Here is a 26,215-nt window from a genome sequence, read left to right on the forward strand (position 1 = left end):
ATGGCATCATGACTGCATTCGACAGGCGTACGATTCTGAAGGGCGCCGGCGCGGTGGCGCTCGCAGGCGCGACGGGGATGCCCGCTCTCGCGCAATCCGGCGGCCGCGTCGTCGTCGGCACCTGGGGCGGCGACTATGCGCGGCTGCTGACCAAGAACATCGAGGACCCGATCCTCAAGGCCAAGGGCATCGAGGTGGTGCAGGACCAGGCGAGCGACGCGCCGCGCCGGGCCAAGATGGTCGCTGAGAAGCGCCTGCCGCGCGGCACGGTCGACGTTCAGGGCTTCTCGGCCGCCAACATGTTCGAGATGAGCGAGGCCGGCGTCACCGAGACGCTCGACTATTCCAAGATTCCGAACGCCAAGAACCTGCTGCCCTCGATGAAGTATCCCTATGGCATCGGGCAGATCTATTCCGGCAACGTCGTCATCTACAATCCCAAGCTGATCTCGCCGGCGCCGACCGGCTTCAAGGACTGGCTGGACCCGAAATGGGGTTCCAAGATCGGCTTCATCGACATCCAGTACCAGTCGGTCTTCATCGCCGCCTCGCTCGCCGCGACCGGCGGCAAGGACATGAACGACCTCGAGAAGGCCAAGGAGGTCCTGATGGCCGTCAAGAAGGCGGGTGGCCGGGTCTACCCGACCAACGAGGCCTTCGCCCAGGCGATGAAGAACGAGGAAGTCGGGATCAGCGCGATCTGGAAGGCGCGCGTGGTGCAGTGGCAGAACGCGGGCATCCCCTGCGAGGCCGTCTCGCCGGTCGAGGGCATCCCCGTTTATGTCTCGGGTTTCGTCATCGCCAAGAACGCGCCCAACAAGGAGAACGCCTACGCCTACATGGACGCGATGCTGGCCAAGGCGCCGCAGGAGGCCTTCGCCGTCGACATGGGCTACAACGGCACCGTTTCCGGGCTAGCCGTCGATCCGGCCCTGCAGAAGCGGATCGGCTTCACGCCGGACGAAGAGAAGCGCCTGAAGGACCTCGACTACGCCTTCCTCGCCAAGAACGATTCGGCGATGAAGGAGTGGTGGGACAAGGTCTTCAAAGCGTGATGCCTTCCTTGTCATTCCGGGGCGCTCCACAGGAGCGGACCCGGAAACCACGACCGGGCGAGACCTCTGCCTTGCGCCTCCGCGGCCGCTCGCCTGTTCGTGGGTTCCCGGTTCATGCCTTCGGCATGCCCCGGAATGACAGGGGGCGCCTATGAGCACCACCGCTCCCGAGGCCGTCGCCGGCGCTCGCAAGAACCTCGCCGGGCTGCTGGTCGTGCCGGCGACTCTGTTCGTCGCGATCGGGCTCATCGGCCCGCTCGCGATCCTGTTCCGCTATTCGCTCAACAAGTTCGTGCCCGGCCAGTTCATGGTCGACGGGCTGGTGATCGAGAACTACGTCAAGTTCTTCACCGACACCTATTATCTCAACGTGCTGGTGCGGACCGTGCGCGTGGCGGTGATCTGCACGCTCGCCTGCCTGATCATGGGCTTCCCGCTGGCCTATGTGCTCGCGCGCACGCAGAGCCGGTTCAAGAACCTGCTGGTCATCGCCGTCGTCCTGCCGCTCTTCGTCGGCAATGCCGTACGGGCGGCCGGCTGGATGACGGCCTTCGGCAGCAAGGGAGCCCTGAACGCGTCGCTGATGGCGATGGGGCTGATCGACCAGCCGCTGGAGATCATGTTCACCGAAAACGCCGTGCTGATCGGCATCGTCGCGGTCAACCTGCCCTTCATGGTGCTGTCGCTGCAGAGCGTGATCGAGGGGATTCCGCGGCAGGTCGAAGAGGCGGCCTTCAGCCTGGGCGCGGCGCCCGGCGCGATGTTCCGCCGGGTGCTCTGGCCGCTGGCGCTGCCGGGGGTGCTGGCCGGCACGATCCTGACCTTCATCCTGGCGATGAACGCGTATGCCACGCCCGTCCTGCTCGGCGGGCCCAAGTTCCAGATGATGGGGCCGCTGGTCTACGGCCAGTTCGCGCAGCAGAACAACTGGCCCTTCGGCGGCGCGATCTCCTTCATCCTGATGACCGCGACGATCCTGCTCACGGCGGTCGCACACCTCATCGTGCAGGGGCGCTATCGAAATCGCTGAAGCGCGTCCGCTGCCTGCCGGTCAGGATTTGTTGCCGGCAAAAAGCCCGGCTATATCGGAGGCGGGACGGGAACGAGACAAGCGATGACGATGGTGCGACTGCCGGCCGGCGCTACGCGCGAGGGGCCTTCATCAAACTGTCATCGGCCGACCTTAGCTGCCGCGCGATGAGTTTCGCTTCCCATCCCGATGATGCGATCCGCCTTGCGGATGTCCGCAAGCAGTTCGGCGACACTGCCGCGCTGGCCGGCGTCAGCCTGAAGGCGAAGCCGGGCAGCTTCGTGGTGCTGCTGGGGCCCTCCGGCTGTGGCAAGTCCACGCTGTTGCGGGTCCTGGCTGGCCTCGAGCAGGCCACCTCGGGAACCATCGAATTGTCCGGCCGGGACGTCTCCCGGCTGCCGCCGGCGCAGCGGGGCATCTCGATGGTGTTCCAGTCCTATGCGCTGTTCCCGCATCTGTCGGTCGCGGAGAACATCGTCTTCGGACTCAAGGCGCGCGGCGTCCCGGCTGCGGACCGCGCGGCACGGCTGAAGGACGCTGCGGCGCTGGTCGGCCTCGGGCATCTGCTGGAGCGCCGGCCCTCGCAGCTCTCGGGCGGGCAGCAGCAGCGCGTGGCGCTGGCGCGGGCCATCGTGGCGCAGGCGCCGATCTGCCTGATGGACGAGCCGCTCTCCAACCTCGACGCGAAGCTGCGCAACGAGATGCGCCGCGAGATCCGCGCGCTGCAGCAGCGCCTCAAGCTGACGATGGTCTATGTCACGCATGACCAGGCGGAGGCGATGAGCATGGCCGATCAGGTCGTGCTGATGCGCGACGGCCATGTCGAGCAGGATGCGAGCCCGGCCGAGCTTTACGCCCGGCCCGCCACCCGCTTCGCGGCCACCTTCATCGGCACCCCGCCGATGTCGCTGGTCCGACTCACGGCCGGCGAAGGCGGGGCCGTGCTCGAGGGCGCACCCGGACATGTCCTCGCTCCCGCGCAGGCGGCCGGGCAGTGGCTCGGCGTCAGGCCGGAAGAGATCGTGCTGAGCGACGCCGAGGGGCTCCCGGCCGGCATTGCGGGCGCCGAGTTCCTCGGGGGCGAGACCGTGCTGAGCTGCGTGATCGGAACCGGCACGCAGGTGCTGCAGGTGCGCGTGCCGGGCTTGTGCGCGTTGCCGGTGGGAACACCTGTCCGCCTGCGATTGCCGCAGACGCTCCATCTCTTCGACGACGCGACCGGGCGGCGGATCGAGGATTTTCCTTCGAATTTGGCTTCACCTTTCTCCAGCAAGGATAATGCGACATGCAGATGACCCGCCGTATGGCGCTGGGCGGCCTCGCCGCCTCGACGTTGATCGCCGCTCCCGCCGTCCGGGCGCAAGCGCCGGTCGAGCTGACCTTCAACTATCCGGTCGCGGTGGGCGGTCCGATCACCAAGGTGATCGACGGCTATTGCGCCGATTTCGAGAAGGAAAACCCCGGCATCAAGATCAAGCCGGTCTATACCGGCTCCTATCAGGATTCGATCACCAAGGCTCTGACGGCGGCCAAGGGCGGTGATGCGCCGGATGTCGCCGTGCTGCTCTCGACCGACATGTTCACGCTGATCGACGAGGGCGTCGTCGTCTCCTGGGACGAGCTGCCCGGCGTCGACAAGGCCTGGACGGACAGCTTCTATCCCGGCTTCATGGAAAACAGCCGCACCGGCGGCAAGACCTGGGGCATCCCGTTCCAGCGCTCGACCATCGTGATGTACTACAACAAGGACGCCTTCAAGGCCGCCGGGCTCGACCCCGAGACGCCGCCGAAGAACTGGGCGCAGCAGATCGAGTACGCGCAGAAGCTCACGGTGCGCCAGGGCGACAACGTCACCCAATGGGGCATCCAGATCCCGTCCTCGGGGTTCCCCTACTGGCTGTTCCAGGCGCTGACGACGCAGGCCGATGTCCGCCTGATGAATGCCGAGGGCAACCGTACCTTCTATGACGACCCGAAGGTGGCCGAGGCGCTGAACTACTGGCGCGACCTCGTGACCAAGTACAAGGTCCACCCGCCCGGCATCGTCGAGTGGGGCACCACGCCGCGCGACTTCTTCGAGAAGAAGGTCGCGATGATGTGGACCACCACCGGCAACCTGACCAATGTCCGCGCCAACGCCAAATTCCCCTTCGGCGTGGCGATGCTCCCGGCCGGGAAGAAGCCGGGCAGCCCGACCGGCGGCGGCAATCTCTACGTCTTCAAGGCTGCCTCGGCGACCAAGCGTGAGGCGGCGGTGAAGTTCGCCAAGTTCCTGACGGCGCCGGAGCGCGCGGCGCAGTGGGGCATCGACACCGGCTATGTCGCGGTGAGCCCGGCCGCCTGGGAAACCAAGAAGATGAAGGACTATGTCGCCGGCTTCCCGCCCGCCGCCGTGGCGCGTGACCAGCTGCCCTCGGCCGTCGCGGAGCTCTCGACGCATGAGAACCAGCGCGTGACGCAGGCGCTCAACAACGCGCTGCAGGCGGTGCTGACCGGCCAGAAGGAGACGCAGCCGGCGCTGGCCGCCGCGCAGGCCGAGGCCGAGCGTATCCTGCGCAGCTATCGCTGATGGCGCGTGCTGCGGGCATCGGCGGAAGTTTCGGGCGGGAGCGGACGACGCTCCACGCCTGGCTGATGCTCGCCCCGGCCATGATCCTCTTGGTCGCCTTCACGCATTATCCGGCGCTGGCGACCATCTGGCATTCCTTCTTCTCGACGCCGAAGGGGGCGCGCCCCGCGCGCTTCATCGGCGCCGAGAACTATGCCGTGCTGGCGGATGATCCGGTCTTCTGGCTCGTCCTCAAGAACAACCTGATCTATGCGCTCGGCACCGTGCCGCTCTCGATCGGGATCGCGCTCGCGATGGCGCTGTGGGTCAACGGGCGCATCCGCGGCAAGGCGGCGATGCGGATGGCCTATTTCGTGCCGACCGTGCTGCCGATGATCGCGGTCGCCAATCTCTGGCTGTTCTTCTACACGCCCGATTACGGGCTGATCGACAGGATGACGCGGCTGCTCTTCGGCTGGGGGCCGACCAACTGGATCGGCTCGCAGGAAACGGCTCTGGGCGCGATGATGATGGTCGCGATCTGGAAGGAAGCCGGCTTCTTCATGATCTTCTACCTCGCCGCGCTGCAGGCGATTCCGCCGGTGCTGCACGAGGCCGCTGCGGTGGAAGGCGCCTCGCGCTTCTACACCTTCCGCCGGGTGACGCTGCCGCTGCTGGGCCCCACGACGCTGTTCATCGCGGTCAATGCCGTCATCAACGGGTTCAGGCTCGTCGACCACATCATCGTCATGACCCATGGCGGGCCTGACAATGCCACGGCCTTGCTGCTGACCTATATCTATGATGTCGGCTTCCGTTATTGGGACACGGCGCTCGCCTCCGCGCTGACGGTGGTGCTGCTCCTGATCCTGTGCCTGCTCGCGGCGGCGCAGTTCCTGCTGATGGGCCGGCGGACGCATTATCGATGAGCGCGATCCCGACATCGTCCGGGCCGGTGCGCCGCGGCGGGCTCGATCTCGGCCACTGGCTGGAGACGGCGGCGGCCTGGCTGCTCGCGATCATCTGGGCGGCGCCGCTGCTCTATGCGGTCTGGGCGGCCTTCCATCCGACAGGCTATGCCGCGCGCTTCGAGCTGACGGCGCCGCTGACGCTGAACAATTTCGTCGCCGCCTGGCATGCGGCGCCGTTCCCGCGCTATTTCCTCAACACGGTGCTGCTCGTCACCTTCGTCACCGGCGCGCAGTTCGTGCTCTGCACGCTCGCGGCCTTCGTCTTCGCGCGCAGCCGCTCGCGCTGGATGGGGCTGCTGTTCGCGCTGGTGCTGGTGCAGCTGATGATCATGCCGGACATGCTGATCGTCGAGAACTACCGCACCATGCGGGCGCTCGGGCTGGTCGACACGATCTTCGCCATCGGCCTGCCTTACGTCGCCTCCGGCTTCGGCATCTTCCTTCTGCGGCAGACCTTCATGCAGGTGCCGAAGGAACTGGAGGACGCTGCCCGCGTCGAGGGCTGCGGCACCTGGGCGATCCTCTGGAAGGTCTATGTGCCGCTGGCACGGCCGACCTATCTCGCCTACGGCCTGACCTCGGTCGCCTATCACTGGAACAACTTCCTGTGGCCGCTGGTCATCACCAATACGGTGAATACGCGGCCGCTGACGGTCGGCCTGGCGGTCTTCGCCTCGACCGACCAGGGCATCGACTGGGCGATCATCAGCGCCGCGACCCTGCTGACGGCGGCGCCGCTCCTGCTGAGCTTCCTGCTGTTCCAGCGGCAGTTCGTGCAGTCCTTCATGCGGGCCGGCATCCGCTGAAGCGCTCGCGGCTCCGGCGCTGCCGGGGCGGCTGAGCCCGTTTTCCACGCTTCATAGGTCCAGAGAGACCCGGCTTTCGTCATGCGTTCGCTGCGCATCGGGCGCGCATGGTCATGTCGTGCATGTGCTGGATGCGCAATAGCATCTCTATTATATAGATGCTTATGACCAGCAAGCCTAAGATTCCGCCGCCGACGGTTGGTTTTCTGCTGCACGACGTCGCGCGGCTGTTGCGCAAGCGCTTCGAACAGCGCGCGCGCGAACTCGGATTGACGCGTTCGCAATGGCAGGTGCTGGCCTATCTCGACCGCAACCCCGGCATCCAGCAGGGGGCGCTGGCCGAGTTGATCGATGTCGAGCCGATCACCGTCGGGCGCATCGTCGACAAGCTGGAAAGCTGCGGCGTGGTGGAGCGGCGTCCGCATCCGACCGATCGCCGGATCTGGCAGCTGTATCTGACCGAGAAAGCGGGGCCGAAGCTGGTCCAGATGCGCCAGATCGGCGAACTGACCCGCTCCGAAGCCTTTCTCGACATTCCAGACCCTGAGAGGGAGCGGCTTCTCCAGACGCTCCTGAGCATGAAGACCAATCTCACGGCCGCCTGCCAGATGCCGGTGGCCGAAAGGCAGGCACAAGATGGATGACACAGCCGAAAAGGCGGAAGCCGGGCAAGCCTCCGCAGGCACCAACGTGACCGAGATGCGCCGGCCCGAGGCGAAGGCTTCGGCGCAGGACCAGGCCCAGGCGGCGCCGGTCGCGCCTGCTGCGCCGAAAGGCGAGCGCCGCCCCGTCCGCTCCATCCTGTTCGCGCTGCTGCCGGTGGCGCTCGTCGTCGGCGGCTATTGGTACGTCAGGGGCGGGCAGGTGATGTCGACCGACAACGCCTATGTGCAGGCCGATATCGTCGGGATCTCGACGGATGTCGCCGGCACCGTCAGCGCGGTCGAGGTGAGCGACAACCAGCCGGTCAAGGCCGGTGACCTGCTGTTCAGGCTGGACGACGCGCAGTTCCGCTTCGCGCTGGAGCGGGCGGACGCCCAGATCGGCGTGGTGCGCAACGATCTGGAGGCGTTGAAGGCGAGCTACCAGACCATGCAGAGCCAGATCGCACAGGCGCAAAGCGACATCGCCTTCTACGAGACGAGTTTCAAGCGCCAGCAGGATCTCGCCGGCAAGTCCTATGCCTCGCAGGCGACCTTCGACCAGGCCAAGCACGATTACGATGGCGCCAAATCCAGGCTCGCCCAGCTGCAGAGCCAGCTCGCCGGAATCGCCGCCAGCCTCAACGGCAAGCCCGACGCGCCCATCGAGCAGCATCCGCGCTACAAGGACGCGGTCGCCGCCCGCGCCGAAGCGCAGCGCCAGCTCGACCACACGATCGTGCGTGCACCGATGAACGGCGTCGTCACCAACGTGCCGTCGCTGCAAAAGGGCCAGTATCTCGCGGCCGCAACCATGGCCTTCAGCCTGGTTTCGACCGACCATGTCTGGATCCAGGCCAATCCCAAGGAGACCGAGCTGACCTGGGTGCTGCCTGGCCAGACGGCCGAAGTCTATGTCGACAGCTATCCCGGCGCCGTCTGGACGGGCACGGTCGACAGCATCAGCCCGGCCTCGGCGGCGAGCTTCTCGCTGCTGCCCGCCCAGAATACCAGCGGCAACTGGGTCAAGGTCGTGCAGCGCATCGCCATGCGGGTGAAGATCGAGACGCCCGCCGACCAGCCGCAACTGCGCGCCGGCATGAGCGTGACCCTCGACGTCGATACGGGCCATGCCCGCGGCGTGCCCGGCTTCACCAGCACGGCCTTCGGCAAGAGCGCCAGATAGAGCGAGGCCCGTCATGGCCAGTGCATCCCCGGCCGCAGCGGCGACGCCCGTCGCCAACCGCGGCGCCATCACCGCCTGCGTCATCCTGGCGGTGATCATGCAGGCGCTCGACACCACGATCGCCAATGTCGCGCTGCCCTATATCCAGGGCAGCGTCTCGGCCAGCGCCGACCAGATCAACTGGGTGCTGACCTCCTATATCGTCGCCGCCGCGATCATGACGCCGCCTTCGGGCTTCCTGGCCGCGCGCTTCGGGCGCAAGCGCGTGCTGACGGTGGCGATCGCCGGTTTCGTCTTCGCCTCGATCCTGTGCGGTGCGGCGCAGTCACTGTCCCAGATCGTCGGCTTCCGCCTGCTGCAAGGCTTCTTCGGCGCGTCGCTCGTGCCCCTTTCGCAGAGCATCCTGCTCGACATCTACACGCCGGAGGAGCGTGGCTCCGCCATGGCGCTGTTCGGCGTCTCGGTCATGGTCGGGCCCGTGCTAGGCCCGGTGCTGGGCGGCTGGCTGACCGAGAACATCTCCTGGCGCTGGGTCTTTTATATCAACCTGCCGCTCGGCGTCCTCGCCTTCGCGGGCGTCTCGATCTTCGTCTCGGAAACCGCCAAGAGCGCGCAAGCCAAGCTCGACTGGATCGGTTTCGGCTCGCTCAGCATCGCCATCGCGGCCCTGCAGCTCTTCCTCGACCGCGGGGCGCAGCTGGACTGGTTCGACTCCTTCGAGATCATCGTCGAAGCAGCGGTGTGTGTCGCAGCGAGCTATATCCTCGTGGTCCACACCTTCACCGCGCGGAACTCCTTCATCAAACCGCGCATGTTCCTCGACCGGAACTTCAATGTCGGACTGATCTTCATCTTCATCGTCGGGATCTGCTACCTCGCCTCGCTCGCCCTGCTGACGCCCTTCCTCCAGACGCTGCTGGGCTATCCGGTGGTCACGGCCGGCGTCGTCATGGGCCCGCGCGGATTGGGCACCATGGCCTGCATGTTCCTGGTCGGGCGGCTGATCGGCAAGGTCGATACGCGGCTCCTGCTGGGAGGGGGGCTCCTCGTCAGCGCCTGGGCGATGTACGACATGGCGGGCTGGACGCCGGACGTCTCCCAGAACCGGATCATGATGACCGGCTTCGTTCAGGGTGCCGGGCTTGGCCTGCTCTTCGTGCCGCTGACGACGATCACCTTCGCGACGCTGCCGGCCGAGATGCGCGGGGACGGCACCGGGCTCTACAATCTCTCGCGCAATATCGGATCCAGCGTCGGCATCTCGCTGGTGAGCTATCTGCTGACCCGAAATCTGCAGGTGAACCATGCCGAGATCGCCAATTACGTCACGCCCTTCAACCGGCTCTTCGAGATTCCGGCGATCAAGAATGCCTGGAATCCGGCGACGCTCGCGGGGCGGGCGGCGCTGGACGAGGTCGTGACGCGGCAGGCAACGATCATCGCCTATATCGACGACTTCAAGCTGCTCATGATCCTGTGCCTCGCCGCATTGCCCTTTCTGGTCCTGCTGAAGCCGCCGCGCCGCCAGGCGGCACCGGCCGACGATCATGCCATGGTGATGGAGTAGGCTGTGCCGGGCGCGAAGGCAGCCGGCTCTTTTCCTGCCGAAGCAGAAGCAGCTCTGCCTTTCACGTCACGGTCGCTTCCATCCCCGAAGCGGTGTCAGCCGATGGCTTGCGTCCCGACATCCCGATAGTTAAAATTTTAACGAACTCGCCGTTCATATCGTTCGGTCGAGGCGGCGAGAGGTTCCCTAGGTTCCACGTTCGAGCGGCCTGCAACCGGATTGGGACTGGCGTGGCGACGGACAGCATCAGCAGCCCCTTTGATCCGGTCGCCGATGCCGTTGAACCGGGGGCGCTGTCGGCGCTCGGCGAGACGCTGGCTCGATGCGAGCAAACCGGGCGTTCCGTCTTCCTGTTCGGCGGCGACGCCACGAGCATCCGGATGGTGCGCGAGCGTGTGGCCTCCGATCACCCCCGCTTGCGGATCGCCGGCATCTGCGATGCCGATTTTTCCGGTCCCGCCGGAGCGGCCATCCTCGGCCATATCGCGTCCTGCAAGCCCGATGTGCTGGTGGTCGATCTTTCGCCGACGCGCCACCGCGCACTGGTTGCAGAGGTGGCGGCGGCAGGGCTGCGCTTCACGGTGATCAACCGGCCCAGCAGCTTCGCGCGTTACGCGGGAAAGCGGGATGGTGCCGCATGGCTGGCCACCGCGCCGCGACCGTTCGCGAAAGCGGCCAAGCGTGTCGTGTCCGCGGTCCGCTTTGCCGGCATCGTGTTCCGCCAGGCTTGCCGCAGCGCCGGCGGGCAGGCCCCGGCACCAGGCCAGGCGGGTCCAGGCCGGCCAGGCTGACCGCAGCCGGCGTCAGCCCGCGTTGCGGAACGCCTTCGGGCTGAAGACAGTGCGGAACAGGATCGCCATATCCAGCGAGAACGACCAGTTATCGATGTACCAGTGGTCGCAGGCGACGCGCGCGGCCATCTTCTCGTCCGTATCGGTTTCGCCGCGCAGGCCGTTGACCTGCGCCCATCCGGTGATGCCGGGCTTGACGTTGTGGCGGCGGGCGTAGAGCGCGATCTTGCGCTCGAATTCGCGGTCATGGGCCAGCGCGTGGGGACGCGGGCCGACCAGCGACATGTCTCCCGTGATGACGTTCAGCAGTTGCGGCAGCTCGTCGAGATTGTAGCGGCGCAGGAACCTCCCGACGCGGGTGATACGCGGGTCGTTGCGCGTCGCCTGCCTGATGACCTGGCCGTCTTCGGTCGTGGTCATGCTGCGGAACTTGAAGATGCGGAAGGCCTGCTGGTTGAAGCCGTGGCGCCGCTGGCGGAACAGCACCGGGCCGGGCGAATCGAGCCGGATCAGCGCCGCGATCGCAACGAAGAGCGGGAGCAGCAGCAACAGGGCCCCGCAGGCCGTGACGAGATCGAACAGGCGCTTGGCCGCGATTTCCGTCGTGGTAAGCGGCGGGCGGGTGAGGCGCAGGCTGGAGAGCGAGCCGGTGCTGACGATATGGGGTTGCGCGAACCGGTCCATCACCTTCTCGGGCGCGAGATGGATCGCGACAGGCAGGGTCATGAAGGCGTCGATACAGGCCTCGATCGTCTCCTGCTCGGACCAGGGGACGGCGATGAAGACCGCGTCGGCGCGCTTCCCACGGCAGATCGAGGCCGCGGCAGCCAGATCGGCGGCGAGCTTGGCGCGGGCATCCCGACCGGGGACGGGAGCTTTCAGAAAGGCGGCATCGACGATGGTCGCGCCGAGATGCCAGGGCTTGTGGCGCTCGACGAAGGACATCACCTGCGCCTCGTGTCCGATCAGGAAAATCCGCTCCGCGGTGATCCGGCCGGAGCGGCTTATGGCAGCCACGGTCCTGACCAGCAGTGATCGCGAGCCCGCGATCACCGGAATCCCGACGAGATAGACGGCGGCGATGGCACCGCGCGAATATTGGTCGGCAATCTTGGCGAGAAACAGGAAGACGACCAGGGCCAGGAGGGTAATGGTCCAGGCCGCGATCGCGGCCGAGCCCTGCCCCTTGACCGAAAGATAGTTGGAGAGCTGGTAGCGGCCGCGCATCAGGTTGACGAAGACGAAGACGGCCGCGAGCATGCCGGCGAGTTCCGGCGTACCTCGGTTCAGGCCGAAGCTGTCGTAGACGGCCAGCGCATAGATCGCGCAGACGGCATAGACGAGGGCGACGACCACCGCACCGTCGAACGCCGCCATGAGGGGCCCGAGCCAATGGCGCGAGGTCCGGAAGGGTCCTTCGATGCGGGTCGGGCGCACATCCCCGAGGTTTTCGATGCTCGTATCGGCCACGGTCCCGGTCCTGCCTGTCGCCGCGTGCCGTCTGGCCCTGAGCCGCCGGGTCACGCGCCAGCCAGAATGAGCAATAACCGTGCCGGCCCCTCTCGCATCGGATCGGCGCGATCGGCCGCGCCGGCGTCCCTCCGGCCGAGGCTCGGCCGCCTCGCGTGTCAAAGTCGCGCTTGACCTGTCCCGTTGCGGAACAGCTCAGGATGCCCGGCGGAGCCGGGCGATCATCTGGTCGAGCAGGAAGGCGATGCTTGCCCCGACGGTCGCGCCCAGCAGCTTCACCACCGCGTCATGCGGCCGGCCGTGGCGGGTCGCCTCCCAAGTCTGGGCCCATTCGAGACCGAGGGCCACTGCAACGATGGCGGCGAGGACGAACCAGCGCTGACGCGGATAGGCGAAGCAGAGCAGGCTGCCTGCCAGGGCATAAGCCAGGAATCGCTCCGTGTCGGGGCTCCACTCGGCGAGATGCGGCCTGATGTCGATGGGCGAGAGGGTGGAGAACAGGATCAGCGCCACCGCTGCCCATCCAAGGATGATGGCGGCACGACGCAGGTGGTCAACAGGATGAAGCAAAACGATGTTCCGGCGCAAAAATTGGTCCGCGCACGCAAGACGCGGACCGCGAGGAGTTTCGGCCACCAAGGAGCGCCGATAGAGGCGAAGCCATGACGGACCGATTATTGTCCGCGAATCGCTTTACGCTCCGTTCGCGTGTTCGGGCAAAATCACCGGGTCACGGAACTGAACGGAGCGCGGCATGGCCGAGGAGCGTAGACCTCATATCGCAACCGGCGGCAAGGCGATCTATGGCGTTCCGCTCGGTATCCTGATGCTGGAGGCGCGCTTCCCGCGCATCCCCGGCGATATGGGCAATGGCACGACCTGGCCGTTTCCCGTGCTGTACCGCGTCATCGCGGGGGCCAGCCCCGACAAGGTGGTGATGCGCGGCGCCGCGGGGCTCCTGCCCGATTTCATCGCGGGCGCACGGGATCTGGTGAGGCTCGGCGCCGAAGCGATCACGACCAATTGCGGCTTCCTTTCGCTGTTTCAGCAGGAGCTGGCAGCCGCCATCCATGTCCCGGTGGCGACATCGGCGCTGATGCAGGTGCCATGGGTGCAGGCGACGCTGCCGCCCGGCCAGCGCGTCGGCGTCGTCACCGTCAGTGCGGCGACGCTCACCGAGGCTCATCTGGCTGCCGCCGGCGTGCCGCTCGATACCCCCATCGCCGGGACCGAGGACGGACGCGAGTTCTTCAGGGTCCTCATCAAGGCGGAGAAAGAAGACATGGACATCGATCTTGCCCGGCAGGACGTCGTCGAAGCGGCGCAGGGCCTCGTCGCGCGTCACCCGCAGGTCGGCGCCATCGTGCTCGAATGCACGAACATGCCGCCCTATGCGGCCGCGGTTCAGGCCGCGACGGGCCGGCCCACCTACGACATCTACTCGCTGATCAGCTGGTTCCACGGCGGCCTGCGCCCGCGCCGCTTCGGCTGAGGCGGCCTGGGTTATCCCCGCTGCCGGAACGGCGGGGATAATGGACCTCGCCCAGCCGCCCCGCCTGCGAGGTCCCATGATCGTCACCCCCCGTCTTGCCCTGCCGTTGCTCGCCGCCGGACAGGCGCAGAAGCACGTCACCCACAACGACGCCCTGACTCGCCTCGACGCGCTGATCCATCTCGTGGTCGACAGCCGCTCGCAGGCAGCCCCGCCTCCGGCACCGACGGAGCTTTCGGCCCATATCGTGCCGGCCGGGGCGACGGGTGCCTTCGCCGGGCACGCCGACGAGGTGGCGCTGTACGAGGATGGCGGCTGGACCTTCCTGCCGCCGCGGACGGGCTGGCAGGCCTGGGTCTCCGACGAGGCGGAGCATCATCTCTGGACCGGCAGCGAATGGCGCAGGGCCAGCCCGCTCAGCAGCCTCGGGGCCGAGCGCTGGGGCGTGAACGCCACCGCCGACGCGACGAACCGCCTCGCGGTTTCCTCCGAGGCGAGCCTGTTCAACCATGCCGGCGGCGACCATCGGCTGAAGCTGAACAAGGCCGAGGCCGGCCATACCGCGAGCCTGCTGTTCCAGGATGGCTGGTCGGGCCGGGCGGAACTCGGCCTGGCGGGAGACGACGATTTCCGCATCAAGGTCAGTGCCGATGGTGGCGGCTGGCATGATGCGCTGGCGATCGATCGGTCGAGCGGCGCCGTCGGGCTGCCCGGCTCCGCCTGGGCGGCCGGCCAGAACCTGCTCGTCAACGGCGACATGCAGATCAACCAGCGCGGTTTTGCAGGCGGAGCGCTCGCGGCCGGCGCCTATGGCTTCGATCGCTGGAAGGCGGGTGCCGGAGGGGCTGATCTCACGCTGGCGGGGCTGTCGGCGACCCTGGCCGCCGGCTCGATCGTGCAGGTGGTGGAACCCGGCCTGTGGGGCCTCGGCTCCTTCGCCGGGCTGCCAATGACGCTGTCGGTGAACGATCCGAGCGGCGCTGTGGCGGTCGCCATCGGCAGCCAGAGCGGGACGATCCCGGCCGGCCCGGGCCGGCGGGGTGTGACCTTGACGGTCGCTGAAAGCGGGCCGCTCGCGGTCAGCCTGTCCGCAGCGGGCGGCAGTCTCAGCTTCCAGCGGCCCAAGCTCGAGTTCGGCGCGCTCGCGACGGGGTGGCAACCGCGGCCGCGCGTGATGGAGGAACTGCTCTGCCGCCGCTACTATTGGCGCCCGGCCGGCACTCTGATGGTCGATGGCTATCAGGAGGCGGGAGCCACGCTGCGCCAGACCCTCGCGCTGCCGGTGGCGATGCGGACGACGCCGATGGTGAGCTGCAGCGTCTCGCAGGAGATCAATATCCAGGGCCTCGACCGGGGCCTGATCGCGCAGTCGCCGGAGGTCGTGCACGGATTCGTCACCGCCCAGGGGCTCGGGCGCGTGCGCGCCGCCTTTGCGGCGATGGCGCTCGATGCCGAGCTCTAGGTTCGTGCAGCGTCAGATCCGGTAGAAGTCGCGGTACCAGTCGACGAAGCGCGGAATGCCGACCTCGATCGGGGTCTCGGGGCTGAAGCCGGTGCGAGCGGCGAGGCCGGAAACGTCGGCATAGGTCGCCGGCACGTCGCCGGGCTGGGCGGGCAGATGGCGTTTGACCGCCTGGCGCCCGCAGGCCTGCTCGACGACGGCGATGAAGCGGTCGAGCCGCACGGGGGTGTGGTTGCCGATATTGTAGATCCGGAACGGAGCGGCCGCCGTGGACGGATCGGGCCTCGCGGGATCGAAGTCCGGATCAGGCTCCGCCGGGAGGCCGGCGAGCGTCACGATCGCCTCGCGGATGTCGTCGACATAGGTGAAGTCGCGGCTCATCTGCGCTTCCGCATAGACGTCGATCGGGCGGCCTTCGAGGATCGCCTTGGTGAACTTGAAATAGGCCATGTCCGGCCGTCCCCATGGCCCATAGACGGTGAAGAAGCGCAGCCCCGTCGTCGGAATTCGGTAGAGATGCGCATAGGAATGCGCCATCAGCTCGTTGGCGCGCTTGGTCGCGGCATAGAGCGAGACCGGGTGGTCCGCCCCGTCATGCTCGCTGAACGGGACCTTGGCATTGGCGCCATAGACCGAGCTCGACGAGGCATAGACCAGATGCTGGACGGGATGGCGCCGGCAGGCCTCCAGCACGGACAGAAACCCGTCGAGATTGGCACTGGCATAAACGCGGGGATTGTCGAGCGAATAGCGGACCCCGGCCTGTGCCCCCAGATGGATCACGACCTGCGGGCGAAAGGCGGCGAAGCTGGCTTCCAAGCCGTCATAGTCCGCGATGTCCTGCCGCTCGAAGGAGAAGCCGTTGCGCGCCAGCAGCCGGTCGAGCCGCGCCTGCTTGAGGGCGGGATCGTAATAGGGCGTGAGATTGTCGATACCGAGTACTTCGACGCCGGCATCGAGCAGGGCCTGCGTGACGTGGAAGCCGACGAAGCCGGCTGCGCCGGTCAGAAGGACGCGATGATAGGGCAGGGCGCGGCTCAAGGCAGGATCGCTTCACGAAACATCGGACGGTCCATCAAGCTAGAGCATTTCGCCGGCTTTGACATCGCGGTCGCGCCCGTCAGCCAGCTTGGGTCTGAGCCGCGGCGAAAGCCAGGTATTCCTGCATCAGGCGCTCCGCCTGGGCCCGGTCCGGAGCCTCGACATAGACGCGCAGCTCCGGCGCATTGCCCGAGGCGCGGAAATGGACGGTCGAGCCGCTGCCGAGCGTCAGCCGCAGCCCGTCGCTCCGGTCGCGCGCAGCGACGCCGCCGTGAGCTGCAAAGGCTTGCTGGCGGAACGCCGCGTCGTCCGCGTCGAGCCGCGCGATCAGGCCGGCGGTGCGCTCCTGCGGGATCTCCTGCAGGCGGTTCGACAGCGCGATGGCGAAGCGGGCCCCGGCGGCAATCGCACTCAGGGGCTGGCTGGTTTCGCGCGCGAGGGACAGCGTCGACAGGATCGGCAGCAAGGCGTCTCGCGTCGGCAGGGCAGCGAGTGTCTTTCCGCCACGCGTGACAGCCGAGCCGAGCAGCACGCCGCCATTGGCCTCGAAGCCGATGACGATGCGCGCGCCGTCCTTCTTCACATCGGCCATGCCGGCGATGACATAGGGCGAGCCGACCCGCGTGCGGACCACGCGCGCGAACAGGCCGGGCCGGTCCAACGCGGAATTCGACGTCACCGGAGTGACGATGGCGTCGGCGCCGAGAAAGCGGGCCGTCAGCGCGCCGACCAGATCGCCGCGCAGGAAGAGGCCCGCCTCATCGGCGACGAGCGGGCGGTCGGCGTCGCCATCGGTCGAGACGATCGCGTCGAGCTTTTGCTCAGCGGCCCAGCACGCGGCCAGCTCGCTGTCCTCGGGCCGCAGGGCCTCGGTATCGACAGGGATGAAGCGGTCGCTCCGGCCAAGGCTCACGGGGGTGGCTCCGAGCGCGGACAGGACCTCGCGGATGACGTCGCGGCCGACCGAGGAATGCTCGTAGACGCCGACAGTCATCCCCTCGAGCGAGCGCCCGAAGAACCTAGCATAGCGCGCGACATAGCCGGCCAGCACGTCGCGCGATGGCGGCTTCACCGAGACATCGGGAGCCGCGCTCAAGCCGAGCGCAGCGGACAGCGCGAGGATGCGCTGCTCGTCGCTCTTATCGATCTCGCCCTCGGCGCGATAGAATTTGAGGCCGTTGCGGTCGTCCGGGATATGGCTGCCGGTGACCATGATCGCGGGGCTGCCGGCGCTCATCGCCGCCAGGGCGAGGGCAGGCGTGGGGACCGCGCCGCAATCGATGGGGGCAAGGCCCGCATCGGCGACAGCCTGCGCGCATTGCGCGGCGATCAGCGGGCTGGAGGAGCGCAGGTCGCGGCCGATCAGAACCTCTCCCGCCACGCCGTCTTCCCGCAGCATCGCGCAGAAGGCGCGGACATGCGCGTAGGTGGGCAGGCCGACAAGTTCGATGACGAGGCCGCGCAGGCCGGAGGTTCCGAATTTCAAGCTGGTCATGCCGGGGCGCTCGCGAGGAAGCCTGCCACTATCCCGCTTCGGGACGGGTGTCACGCGACATGGTGACCTCATGGTACATGTCGTTGTTGTCGCGGTGGTATAGCGCCTCCTGGGAGGAGGGCGAACCCGATCAATCCCCTGCGCTCGACAGAAGCTCGCTGGCTACAGTCAGCAGTCGCATGCCCGGATGGATCATTATGCCGGCCAACCTGCGCGGCGATGCTCAACTAGTGTGCAAGCTGCCGGCGCGCGGAGCGCGATTCAGCCTCAATTCTTTGCAGATATCATAATATCGTTGCAAATTTCTTAAAATACCTTACGAAAAGCTGCGCTGGATTAGAGGCTGGGATCTGCACATGGCGATCGACTTCATCGCGCCTGGCGACATGACCGAGCAGCGCGGTCATTGGTTCCGCTATGATCTTGCCGGCCCAATCGTTCTGGCGTCCGACGTTCTGGTAATCGTTTTCGCCAGTATCATCTGCGGCTTCGCCTATGATTTTCTCAGGGTCGGCTCCTTCAACATCAACGAGTCTGCGGCACTGGGAACGTTGTTCGCCGTTTTGTTCGTGATGCTCACGCGTCTGCGTGGCTTGTACGGCCCCCTGGAATTGCTGCAGCCTCTGCGGCAGTTGTGGAATGCCATCGTGGTCTGGCTGGTGGTGGCAGGTTTCCTTACGGTGATGGGGTTCGCCCTGAAGGCTGGGGCAGCGGTGTCCCGCGGGGCCGCGATCTCATTCGTTCTCCTCGGTTTTGTCTGTGTCGCCGGCCTTCGGGTGTTCTGGCACGCCTTCATGAGGCGCGCGCTCGCGAAGGGGAAATTCGCCAGCCGGCGGGTGGTCGTGATCGGGGATGATGATGGGCTCGAAAGGGGCCAGCTCACACAGCGGCTGGCGCCCTTCGGACTGGCCGTGGCCGCGCGGGTGAGGCTTTCCCCCGGGATCGACGATGAGGCTGCCACCTCCGCGGCAATCGCCGATATCGTCGCGGGTATCCGGGGCAGCCAGATCGAGGAGATCGTCGTCGCGCTGGGAACGGGTCGGCTTGGGCTGGCCGACCGCATCGTTGCCGGCCTCAGGATTCTTCCCCTGCCGATCAAATTGATGCTGGACAAGCGGTTGGTCGATCTCGTCGGACGGCCCATTCATCATTTCGGCCCCGGGCTCGTCGCGGTCGAAATGCACCGTGCGCCCATGACGCTCGCAGAGCGCTGCGCCAAGCGGGCCCTCGATATTGCCATCGCTGGTCCGACGCTGTTGCTCATCGCGCCGCTCATGATCATGGTCGCGATATTGATCCGCCTCGAAAGCCGCGGCCCCATCCTCTTCAAGCAGATGCGGAACGGGTTCAACAATCAGCCGTTCCAGATCCTCAAATTCCGCAGCATGCGCGTGCTGGAAGACGGCGGACAGATTCGCCAGGCCTCCCGCCACGACAACAGGGTCACGAAGGTCGGCCGCTGGATCCGCAAGCTGAGCATCGACGAGCTGCCGCAGCTCTGGAACGTGTTGCGCGGCGAGATGTCCATCGTTGGACCGCGTCCGCATGCGCTTGCCCACGACATCCATTACGAGAAGCTGATCGGCGATTATCCCTATCGGCAGCATGTGAAGCCGGGCTTGACCGGCTGGGCGCAGGTCAACGGAAGCCGCGGCGAGACGCCGACGACAGAGAGCATGGCCGAGCGGATCAGGCTCGATCTGTGGTATGTCGAGAATGCGAGCGTTTGGCTCGACATTCGGATCATTGCGCGGACGTTCATCACTCTGTTCAATGTCAAGCAGGTCTACTGATCCGCGTGCCTGACGATATCCGTCGAGGTCTGGTCAATCCGTTCGCGCATACTGGGTTGCGGCGTGCCGGAGCCTCCGGCATTGCACCACGCAGAGGTGGCGGTCATCGTCGGCACGGTCCGACAGGCTCGAGCTGAGGGTGGAGGGTTCTTGTCGCGCATGAGCGTCCTTCGTCGTGCTGCGATTCTCGCCGGTTCTCTCATGGCGATGGCCCCGGCCGACCACGCGCGGGCAGATTGCTCGATCGGATCGTTCGAACGAACGCAGTTGCTCGTGACGAACTTCATGTTCCAGCAGGATTCGCTGATGCGGGAATTTCCGCGCGGCGGCGACGCCATGCGCTACAGGGTCAGTGTCATCGCGGCTTCCAGCAAGGCATCGCTCCCGATCATCATGCGCCTGGTGCGAACCGGCAACGTCGAGCAACGGCAGGCAACGGGCGGCGGGCTTGCCATTGCGGCCAAGCTCTGTGACCGGAAGCAGCAGTCCGCCGCCGCAAGGATGATCGAGCGAACGGCGAAATCCTACAACGACCCCGCGTTTCTTCGCGAATTCGAGAAGTCCTACAAGTCCAGGGACGACGTTCTGAACGAGGTGGAGGAGGCCCTCCGCGCGCAGACCTTGCGCCAGCAGATGATCCGGCCCGCCCAAGACGCTGGGCCCGATACGGCGCTAGGTCGCAGTATCCGGACGCCTCTCGACGGACATGTCGCTCCGGTCGCCCCCATCCAGGCGACCAGGCCCATCACGAGATGATGCCCCCTGCATCTCGGCAGCGTCTCGCCGGCCGAGCCTTGTCGATTGCCATGGCTGCGAGCCTCTGCTCGGCGGGCGCCTCCGCCGGTGCCGCCGACATGACGGTGGTCGCGTTCGGCACGAGCCTGACGGCGCGGGGAGGGTGGCCCGAGGCGCTTCAGGCGGCGCTGCGGCAATGCCTCGATCGCTCGGTCGCGGTCGTGACCGTTGCTCAGCCCGGAGCGACCTCGGATTGGGCCGCCGGAGCGCTGGACAGGGTTCTGGCTGCCAGGCCAGATGTCGTGCTGGTCGAAATGGCTGCCAATGACGCTGCCTTGCATCGCATGATCTCGTTGTCCGCGAGCCGGCGGAACATGAGCCTCATCTTCCAGGCGCTCGCTTCGGCGAAGCCGGCCCCGCGCGTGTTCAACATGGCCATGAGCCCCGTTTCCGGTGTGCGGGGATTGGATCGCCTGTTCCTCGACAGCTACGAAAACCTGCACCGCAAGCTCGCCTTGCGGACCGGAGGGCACTTCATCGATCATCGACCCGCCTGGGCGGCGTTACCGGCTCAGCAGTTGCGGGCAGCCATCCCCGACGGGCTCCACCCCGTGCCGGGCGCCGCAGCCGAGGTGATGGTCCCCGCTATCGTCCGGGCGATCACCGGACGCGACTGTGGTCGCTGAAGACGCTGGCGTTGCGATCAGGGTTGGGTGTGGGTGCCGCGCAGGCGGTCGAAGATCGCAAGATAGGCGTTCGCGCATGTCTCGACGGTGAAATCCATGCTGCGGGCGATCAGGGCTTGCCGGTCGGGTTCTTCTCCAAGTGCCTGCTCGATGGCACGCGCCATGGCTTGGCTGTCGCCCACCGGAACGAGCCGGCCGTAACGGCCATGGTCGAGGATTTCGCCGGGACCATGCGGACAGTCTGTGCTGACCACCGGCGTGCCGCAGCCGAGGGCTTCGGCAACGACGTTGCCGAAGCCCTCGAAGCGCGAAGACAGCACCAGCATGCGGGCGGCGCGCAGGGAAGGCAGGATATCCGCCTCGAAGCCGGGCATCGCGACGCGTTCCGCGAGGCCAAGCGAACTGGCGAGCGTTTCCAGCTCGCCTCTCAGGGGGCCTTCGCCCAGCAACAACAGCTTGACCGGCGGCGCACGATCGACCTGTGCGATGGCCCTCAGGAGGGTTTGAAAATCCTTCTGCCCCGTCAGGCGGCCTGCCGCAACGACCACCGGTGCGCCCTCGGCGAACCAGGGATGCACCGCTTTGCGGGCCGCGCGTTCGGCATGGTTCGGCTCGATCACGCCGTTGTAGACCACCTCGATGCGGCTGCGGTCGAGCTGTGCGAAGCGGGCCAGATCATCGGCCACACCCGCCGACACTGCGACGATGGCATCCGAAAAACGCAGGAAAGCGCGATAGAGCGGGCGCAGGATACGAAACTGCCAGCTCGGTCGCTTGGCCTGCTCCGACACGGTGTTGTGCTGGGTCGCGACGATGCGGGTCTTCGCCCGAGCCGCGGCCCGGGCTGCGAGCGCCATGAGGTTCATGTGCTCCATGTTCGCAACGAGGATGTCGGGCGGCGTTGTCCGCAGATAGCGGGCAAGCGCGACGACCGCCTTCAGCTGGCGCGGCGCGTCGAGGGCGACGACCGAGCAGCCCTCCGGCAGGCGATTCAGCAACTCGCCACGGCGGCGGTCGAGGAGAAACGTCACGTCGTAGCCGGCGGCGACAAAAGACGGTGCCAGGTTGATGTGGAGGCGCTCGGCGCCGCCTCCGCCGAGATCGGGCAGGTAGATCGCGAGCGCGGGTCGCCGCATCGTCGATGTCATGGCGAGCCGCCTTCTTCTCGAGGCGGAAAACCATGGCTGCGCGCGACGACGCTCTCGCAAAACCGGTCGAGCCGCTCGCAGATGCTGGGAACCGCTTCGGTGGAGCCACTCGGCCCGGAGATCCGGAACAGGTTGCGCACGCGGTCTGCTCCTGAGCGGGCGAGGCTCTGCCGCAGATCTTCGTCCGCCGAGAGAACGCGCAAGGCCTCGTCGATCGCCGGTCCGTTGACCGATCGAAGATAAACGGCGCTTTCGCCGCTGATCTCGCGAAGGCCACCCGTGCCGGAGGAGATGAGCGCCGCCCCGCCCGCATGCGCCTCCAGAGCGGTCCGGCCGAACGGCTCGTTCCACTTCGACGGGACTATCGCGATGGCGCTGCGCTCGGAGAGGCTCCTGACCTCCGCATAGGGGATACCGCTCAAAAGCTCCGCCCTCTCCGCACAAGGCGAGAGGGCCGCCCGGATGGCCTGCGAATAGGCGGGATTCCGCTCGGCTTCCGAGAGGACGAGGGCAGCCTTCCAATCCGCGTGGTCAGCGAGGAAGGTCGCGATACCCTGGGCCGCTTCGAGCAGGCCCTTCTCCTCGGTGGCACGGCCGACGACGAGGATCAGGCGGTCCCGCTGGGCCCTCGGCTGCCAGGCGGAAAAGTCGAACCCGTTGGAGACGACCGCCCGGGGAATCTGCACCCCCGGCCAGTTCTCCGCAAAATCCTGCCGCGTCGCCTCGCTGATCAGCGTGATCCCGCCCAGGCGGCGCAGGCGTTGCTGGACAAGAAGATTACGCAGCGTTCGAGGGAATGTCGTGGCTGCGCGTTCGACGTAATTGTGGGTGCTCAAGATGACGGGAATATTGGAGTTGAATCGGGCGATCCGGGCCGCCGTCGCAATGTGTTGCTGAACGATGATGAGATCGCAGCCCCGCCGCGCCGCTTCGCGGCGGATTTCCAGGGCCGTCTGCCAGCTGACACCTCGTTCAGCAGGTTGCCATCTGTGCACTGCAACATCGACCAGGGGATCCGATCCGGCTTCGGCGAACACCGTCGTCTGATCGCGAAACCGGCTCCCGCCGACCCATTCGGACACGCAAAGTTCGACCGAAGATGCCCTGATGCGGCTGAAACGCATCCGTCTTGGAAGGATCTGGAAGATTTTCACGGCCGTCCCAAGATCAAGCCGATGCCTCCCGTGGCGTGGAGGCATCAGTCGAGAGTAACTGTTCCGCAATAGCGTCCTTACCTTGACGAGACAAGCGGTTGCAGTGCAACATAGATCGAGCGCCCCTTGAAAAGGCTCCTCGGAAAAGTGTGTGCGTGTCGGGCTTCAGCATTTCAGACGAGCATCTGTAGACGGGTCAGGCGAAGGTTTTGATCATTTCGTCTTCTGTTTCGCGTTGGAAGGCCGGCGATAAGCCTCCTTCTTCTGCGGCAGGGCCGTGATGACGCAACGGTTAGGAACGAGACGCCATGAGCGTGGACCGTGACGCGGTCGGGAATACCCGGTCTTGCGTGATCATCGTCGAGAACCTGCCAGTGCCGTTCGACCGGCGTGTGTGGCAGGAAGCGCTGGCGCTTCGCGATGCGGGCTGGCTGGTGTCGGTGATCTGTCCGCGGACGGCGCAGTATCCCGAAAGCTTCGTCGAGATCGACGGCATCGAAATCTTTCGTCACTCGCTGCCGACCGAGGCGCGCGGCAAGCTCGGCTTCCTGCTGGAGTACAGCGCTGCGCTGTTCCACCAGCTGCGGCTGCTGCTCAAGATCCGAATGCGCAGAGGGTTCGACGTCATCCAGGCCTGCAATCCGCCGGACCTGATCTTTCTCGTCGCGGCTCCGTTCAAGCTCTTCGGCAAGAAGTTCGTGTTCGATCATCACGATGTCTGCCCGGAGCTCTTCGAAGCAAAATTCGGCGGGCGCGGGCTGCTCAACCGCCTCCTGCTTCTCGCGGAGCGGAGCAGCTTTCGCTCAGCCGACCTGGTGATCAGCGCCAACGAGACCTATCGCCAGCTGGCGATCGAGCGCGGCGGCAAGGCTCCCGGCGATGTCGTCACCGTCTACAGCGTTCCGGACAGATCGCGCATCCGTCGTGTCCCGCAGGATGAGGCCCTGCGCGCCGGCGCGCGCGTGGTGCTCGGTTATATCGGCATTATCGGCGATCAGGACGGGGTCGATCATCTCATCCGCTGCATGCATCGGCTGTCCAAAGTCGAGGGCCGCGAGGACATCCGCGCCGTGATCGTCGGCGACGGGCCGGCCCTCGCCAGCGTGCGCGAGCTCGCCCGCCAGCTCGAGGTCGAGGACCGCATCACCTTCACCGGCTATCTCAGGGGGGACGCGCTGCTGGCGGCGATGAGCAGCTTCGACATCGGCGTCATTCCCGACCCGGTGAACGAGTACAATGACAAGATCAGCATGAACAAGGTGTTCGAGTATTCGGCACTGGGGATCCCCCCGGTGTCCTACGCCCTGACGGAGACCCGCCGGCTGCTGGGCGAGGCCGGGACCTATGCCGAGGACGCGACCAGCGACGGTCTCGCGCGAGCCTGCGCAACCTTGATCGACGACGACGCGCTGCGCGCTCGTAAAGGCCTGGAAGCGAAAGCTCTGGCGGATGCCCGTTTCGACTGGAGTCGCGAGGCACAGCGCTTCGTCGGGGCCTATGAGCGGCTTGCTCCGAAGCCATGGCGCGTCGATGTGCTGAACAACGCCTGAGGGCATGACGGGCGCGCCGGCTTTCGCAGGAGCCGAAACGTTCGGCAGTGTGTTCTGCGGCCGATATCCTGATAAGGCTTTGTCTTGACTGCTCCCGAGAACCCTTCCGCAGCCCCGTCGAGCCTGCGCCGGGTCGTCCTGACCGGCGGCGCCTACCTGATGGGCCGACAGGTCCTCTCGGTCTGCCTGAAGCTCATCGGCGTGCTGCTGATAACCCGCGCGCTCGGGCCATCGGCCTATGGCGCCTATGTGGCGGCCTTCGCTCTCTACCAGTACGCGATCGCACTCGGCTCCGCCGGCATCGGCGTCTATCTGCTGAGGATGCAGGGCGAGGTCGGGGAGGCGGCCTACGGGACGATGTATGTCCTCCTCGCCGGCCTCGCCATCATCCTGTTCGCCGCGATCGAGTTGGGCCGGCGCGCCTTCGGTCATTGGATGGGGGTGGATGGGTTCGAGAGCGTGGCCGCCATCATCGCTTTTGCGCTGCCTCTGCAACTGCTCACCATCCCGGCCAATGTGCGGCTCGAGAGGGCGCTGAACTACAAGCCGATCGCGCTGATCGAGATCGTCGGACAGGCTTGCTACTACGCCGTCGCGCTGCTGCTTGTGTGGTTCCAGGCCCGGCCGGAGGCGCTGGCCATCTCCCTGATCGTCCAGAACGCGATCGTCCTCGTGCTCAGCCATGTCGCGACGCGAGGCTGGCAACGCTTTGCCTTCGACCGGTCTGTCGCCCGGCAGATGTTGCGATACGCCGTGTCGTTCTCTGCCGCGAACTGGATCTGGCAGCTTCGCATGCTGCTGAACCCGATGATCGTCGGCCCGGCCCTCGGCGCACAGGCCGTCGGTCTGATCGGCATGGCCATCGGCCTGCTGGAGATGCTCAGCATCGTGAAGACCATCGCGTGGCGCCTGTCCGTCTCAATGCTCGGACGCTTCCAGCAGGACGCGGCCAAGCTGCGCAGGGCCGTGACGGAAGGCATGGAACTGCAGGTGCTGGCCGTCGGCGCGATCCTGCTGGGGTTCGGTTGGACGGGTGGCGTGCTCGTGCCGCTGGTCTTCGGGGCACGCTGGGCGCCCGTGATGGATGTCTATCCGTATCTTGCGGTCGGTTATCTCGCGGCGGCCCCGTTCAACATGCATTCGGCGGCGCTTTCTGTCCTTAACCGCAACAAGGCGCTGGCCGTCGCATTCGCGATCCATGTCGCGCTCTTCGCCTCCGTGGCTTATCTCGCGGTCCCGCGCTACGGCATGATCGGCTACGGGATGGGCGAGATCGCCGCGATCCTCGCTTATGGCGCCGTTCACATGGCGCTCGCCCGTGAAATCGGGTCGCCGGACTATCGCCTGGCCGCCGTGTGGGGGGGCGCAGCGGCGATCGGGCTCTTCTGGCAGCAACTGGGGCTCTGGACCGTGGCCATGCCCTTCGCAGCCCTGCTCGCTCCGATCTCGCTGCGCCGGCTAGCATCGTATTACCGGCAGCTACGGAAAGATTGACAGCAGCATCGCGCCGCTTTTCGCGATGCCGTTGCACGCCGATTGCAGGGACCCCGATAAAGCTCCTACGGGCAGGCACATGGCAGCCACACCAAACCAC

The 26,215-nt window shown here is 66.4% G+C and carries 23 protein-coding genes; 17 read left to right on the plus strand and 6 right to left on the minus strand.

Translation table 11 applies throughout. The features are described 5' to 3' along the window. Positions 1-8 precede the first annotated feature (8 nt). The 10 genes from BW981_RS19955 (at position 9) to BW981_RS23185 (ending at position 10,595) form a co-directional block, all read left to right on the plus strand. The gene (locus BW981_RS19955) at positions 9-1,055 is read left to right on the plus strand and encodes an ABC transporter substrate-binding protein (protein WP_076442402.1); all 1,047 of its coding nucleotides are present in this window, start codon (positions 9-11) and stop codon (positions 1,053-1,055) included. Positions 1,056-1,206: 151 nt separating this feature from the next. Then, positions 1,207-2,085, plus strand: a complete 879-nt coding sequence (locus BW981_RS19960; protein WP_076442404.1) for an ABC transporter permease — start codon at positions 1,207-1,209, stop codon at positions 2,083-2,085. 167 nt (positions 2,086-2,252) lie between these two features. After that, on the plus strand, positions 2,253-3,380 hold the full coding sequence (locus BW981_RS19965) for an ABC transporter ATP-binding protein (protein WP_076442406.1): 1,128 nt from the start codon (positions 2,253-2,255) through the stop codon (positions 3,378-3,380). Further along, positions 3,371-4,654 (plus strand): ABC transporter substrate-binding protein, encoded by a 1,284-nt coding sequence (locus tag BW981_RS19970; protein ID WP_076442407.1) that lies wholly within the window; start codon positions 3,371-3,373, stop codon positions 4,652-4,654. The genes BW981_RS19965 and BW981_RS19970 overlap by 10 nt, the downstream gene beginning before the upstream one ends. After that, positions 4,654-5,562, plus strand: a complete 909-nt coding sequence (locus tag BW981_RS19975; protein ID WP_076442409.1) for a carbohydrate ABC transporter permease — start codon at positions 4,654-4,656, stop codon at positions 5,560-5,562. The genes BW981_RS19970 and BW981_RS19975 overlap by 1 nt, the downstream gene beginning before the upstream one ends. Then, positions 5,559-6,410, plus strand: coding sequence for a carbohydrate ABC transporter permease (locus BW981_RS19980; RefSeq protein WP_083712510.1), 852 nt, complete (start codon positions 5,559-5,561; stop codon positions 6,408-6,410). Before BW981_RS19975 ends, BW981_RS19980 begins: the two co-directional genes overlap by 4 nt. Before the next feature lie 164 nt (positions 6,411-6,574). After that, entirely contained in the window at positions 6,575-7,054 is a 480-nt protein-coding gene (locus tag BW981_RS19985) for a MarR family winged helix-turn-helix transcriptional regulator (RefSeq protein ID WP_076442410.1), read from the plus strand. Further along, positions 7,047-8,237, plus strand: coding sequence for an HlyD family secretion protein (locus BW981_RS19990; protein ID WP_076442412.1), 1,191 nt, complete (start codon positions 7,047-7,049; stop codon positions 8,235-8,237). Before BW981_RS19985 ends, BW981_RS19990 begins: the two co-directional genes overlap by 8 nt. Positions 8,238-8,250: 13 nt before the next feature. Beyond that, positions 8,251-9,804: a DHA2 family efflux MFS transporter permease subunit gene (locus BW981_RS19995; RefSeq protein WP_076442414.1), complete on the plus strand. Its 1,554-nt coding sequence runs from the start codon at positions 8,251-8,253 to the stop codon at positions 9,802-9,804. Positions 9,805-10,034: 230 nt separating this feature from the next. Then, the gene (locus BW981_RS23185) at positions 10,035-10,595 is read left to right on the plus strand and encodes a WecB/TagA/CpsF family glycosyltransferase (RefSeq protein ID WP_076442416.1); all 561 of its coding nucleotides are present in this window, start codon (positions 10,035-10,037) and stop codon (positions 10,593-10,595) included. Positions 10,596-10,607: 12 nt separating this feature from the next. On the opposite strand, the gene BW981_RS20005 is transcribed toward BW981_RS23185, so the two are convergent. Both BW981_RS20005 and BW981_RS20010 read right to left on the minus strand, forming a co-directional pair. After that, the gene (locus tag BW981_RS20005) at positions 10,608-12,065 is read right to left on the minus strand and encodes an undecaprenyl-phosphate glucose phosphotransferase (RefSeq protein ID WP_076442418.1); all 1,458 of its coding nucleotides are present in this window, start codon (positions 12,063-12,065) and stop codon (positions 10,608-10,610) included. A 195-nt stretch (positions 12,066-12,260) separates the two neighbouring features. Beyond that, positions 12,261-12,635, minus strand: coding sequence for a VanZ family protein (locus BW981_RS20010; protein WP_076442421.1), 375 nt, complete (start codon positions 12,633-12,635; stop codon positions 12,261-12,263). A gap of 184 nt (positions 12,636-12,819) precedes the next feature. On the opposite strand from BW981_RS20010, the gene BW981_RS20015 reads away from it, so the two are divergent. Together BW981_RS20015 and BW981_RS20020 are read left to right on the plus strand one after the other, a co-directional pair. Next, positions 12,820-13,557 (plus strand): aspartate/glutamate racemase family protein, encoded by a 738-nt coding sequence (locus BW981_RS20015; RefSeq protein WP_076442422.1) that lies wholly within the window; start codon positions 12,820-12,822, stop codon positions 13,555-13,557. 76 nt (positions 13,558-13,633) lie between these two features. Beyond that, positions 13,634-15,019: a DUF2793 domain-containing protein gene (locus BW981_RS20020; protein ID WP_076442424.1), complete on the plus strand. Its 1,386-nt coding sequence runs from the start codon at positions 13,634-13,636 to the stop codon at positions 15,017-15,019. A 12-nt stretch (positions 15,020-15,031) separates the two neighbouring features. On the opposite strand, the gene BW981_RS20025 is transcribed toward BW981_RS20020, so the two are convergent. Together BW981_RS20025 and BW981_RS20030 are read right to left on the minus strand one after the other, a co-directional pair. After that, positions 15,032-16,060, minus strand: a complete 1,029-nt coding sequence (locus BW981_RS20025; RefSeq protein WP_244560398.1) for an NAD-dependent epimerase — start codon at positions 16,058-16,060, stop codon at positions 15,032-15,034. Positions 16,061-16,139: 79 nt separating this feature from the next. Continuing rightward, complete coding sequence (locus BW981_RS20030) at positions 16,140-17,555, minus strand: phosphomannomutase (RefSeq protein WP_076442426.1); 1,416 nt, start codon at positions 17,553-17,555, stop codon at positions 16,140-16,142. A 356-nt stretch (positions 17,556-17,911) separates the two neighbouring features. Between BW981_RS20030 and BW981_RS20035 the strand changes: the two genes are divergently transcribed. The 3 genes from BW981_RS20035 to BW981_RS20045 all read left to right on the plus strand — a co-directional run bounded on the left by BW981_RS20035 (position 17,912) and on the right by BW981_RS20045 (position 20,769). Then, complete coding sequence (locus BW981_RS20035) at positions 17,912-19,348, plus strand: undecaprenyl-phosphate glucose phosphotransferase (RefSeq protein ID WP_083712514.1); 1,437 nt, start codon at positions 17,912-17,914, stop codon at positions 19,346-19,348. Positions 19,349-19,498: 150 nt separating this feature from the next. Further along, positions 19,499-20,104, plus strand: coding sequence for a hypothetical protein (locus BW981_RS20040; protein WP_139333864.1), 606 nt, complete (start codon positions 19,499-19,501; stop codon positions 20,102-20,104). A gap of 50 nt (positions 20,105-20,154) precedes the next feature. Continuing rightward, on the plus strand, positions 20,155-20,769 hold the full coding sequence (locus BW981_RS20045) for an SGNH/GDSL hydrolase family protein (RefSeq protein WP_083712522.1): 615 nt from the start codon (positions 20,155-20,157) through the stop codon (positions 20,767-20,769). A 17-nt stretch (positions 20,770-20,786) separates the two neighbouring features. Here BW981_RS20045 and BW981_RS20050 read toward each other — a convergent pair whose 3' ends face one another. After that, positions 20,787-21,917: a glycosyltransferase gene (locus BW981_RS20050; RefSeq protein ID WP_076442434.1), complete on the minus strand. Its 1,131-nt coding sequence runs from the start codon at positions 21,915-21,917 to the stop codon at positions 20,787-20,789. Then, complete coding sequence (locus tag BW981_RS20055; protein WP_175624181.1) at positions 21,914-23,071, minus strand: glycosyltransferase family 4 protein; 1,158 nt, start codon at positions 23,069-23,071, stop codon at positions 21,914-21,916. Before BW981_RS20055 ends, BW981_RS20050 begins: the two co-directional genes overlap by 4 nt. Before the next feature lie 308 nt (positions 23,072-23,379). Here BW981_RS20055 and BW981_RS20060 point away from each other — a divergent pair, with 308 nt between their 5' ends. Next, positions 23,380-24,621, plus strand: a complete 1,242-nt coding sequence (locus BW981_RS20060; protein WP_083712516.1) for a glycosyltransferase family 4 protein — start codon at positions 23,380-23,382, stop codon at positions 24,619-24,621. Between the two features lie 84 nt (positions 24,622-24,705). Then, positions 24,706-26,115 (plus strand): oligosaccharide flippase family protein, encoded by a 1,410-nt coding sequence (locus BW981_RS20065; RefSeq protein ID WP_083712517.1) that lies wholly within the window; start codon positions 24,706-24,708, stop codon positions 26,113-26,115. Positions 26,116-26,215 lie beyond the last annotated feature (100 nt).

This window comes from Allobosea sp. TND4EK4, assembly GCF_900156025.1.
In the GTDB taxonomy this organism is placed as follows: domain Bacteria; phylum Pseudomonadota; class Alphaproteobacteria; order Rhizobiales; family Beijerinckiaceae; genus Allobosea.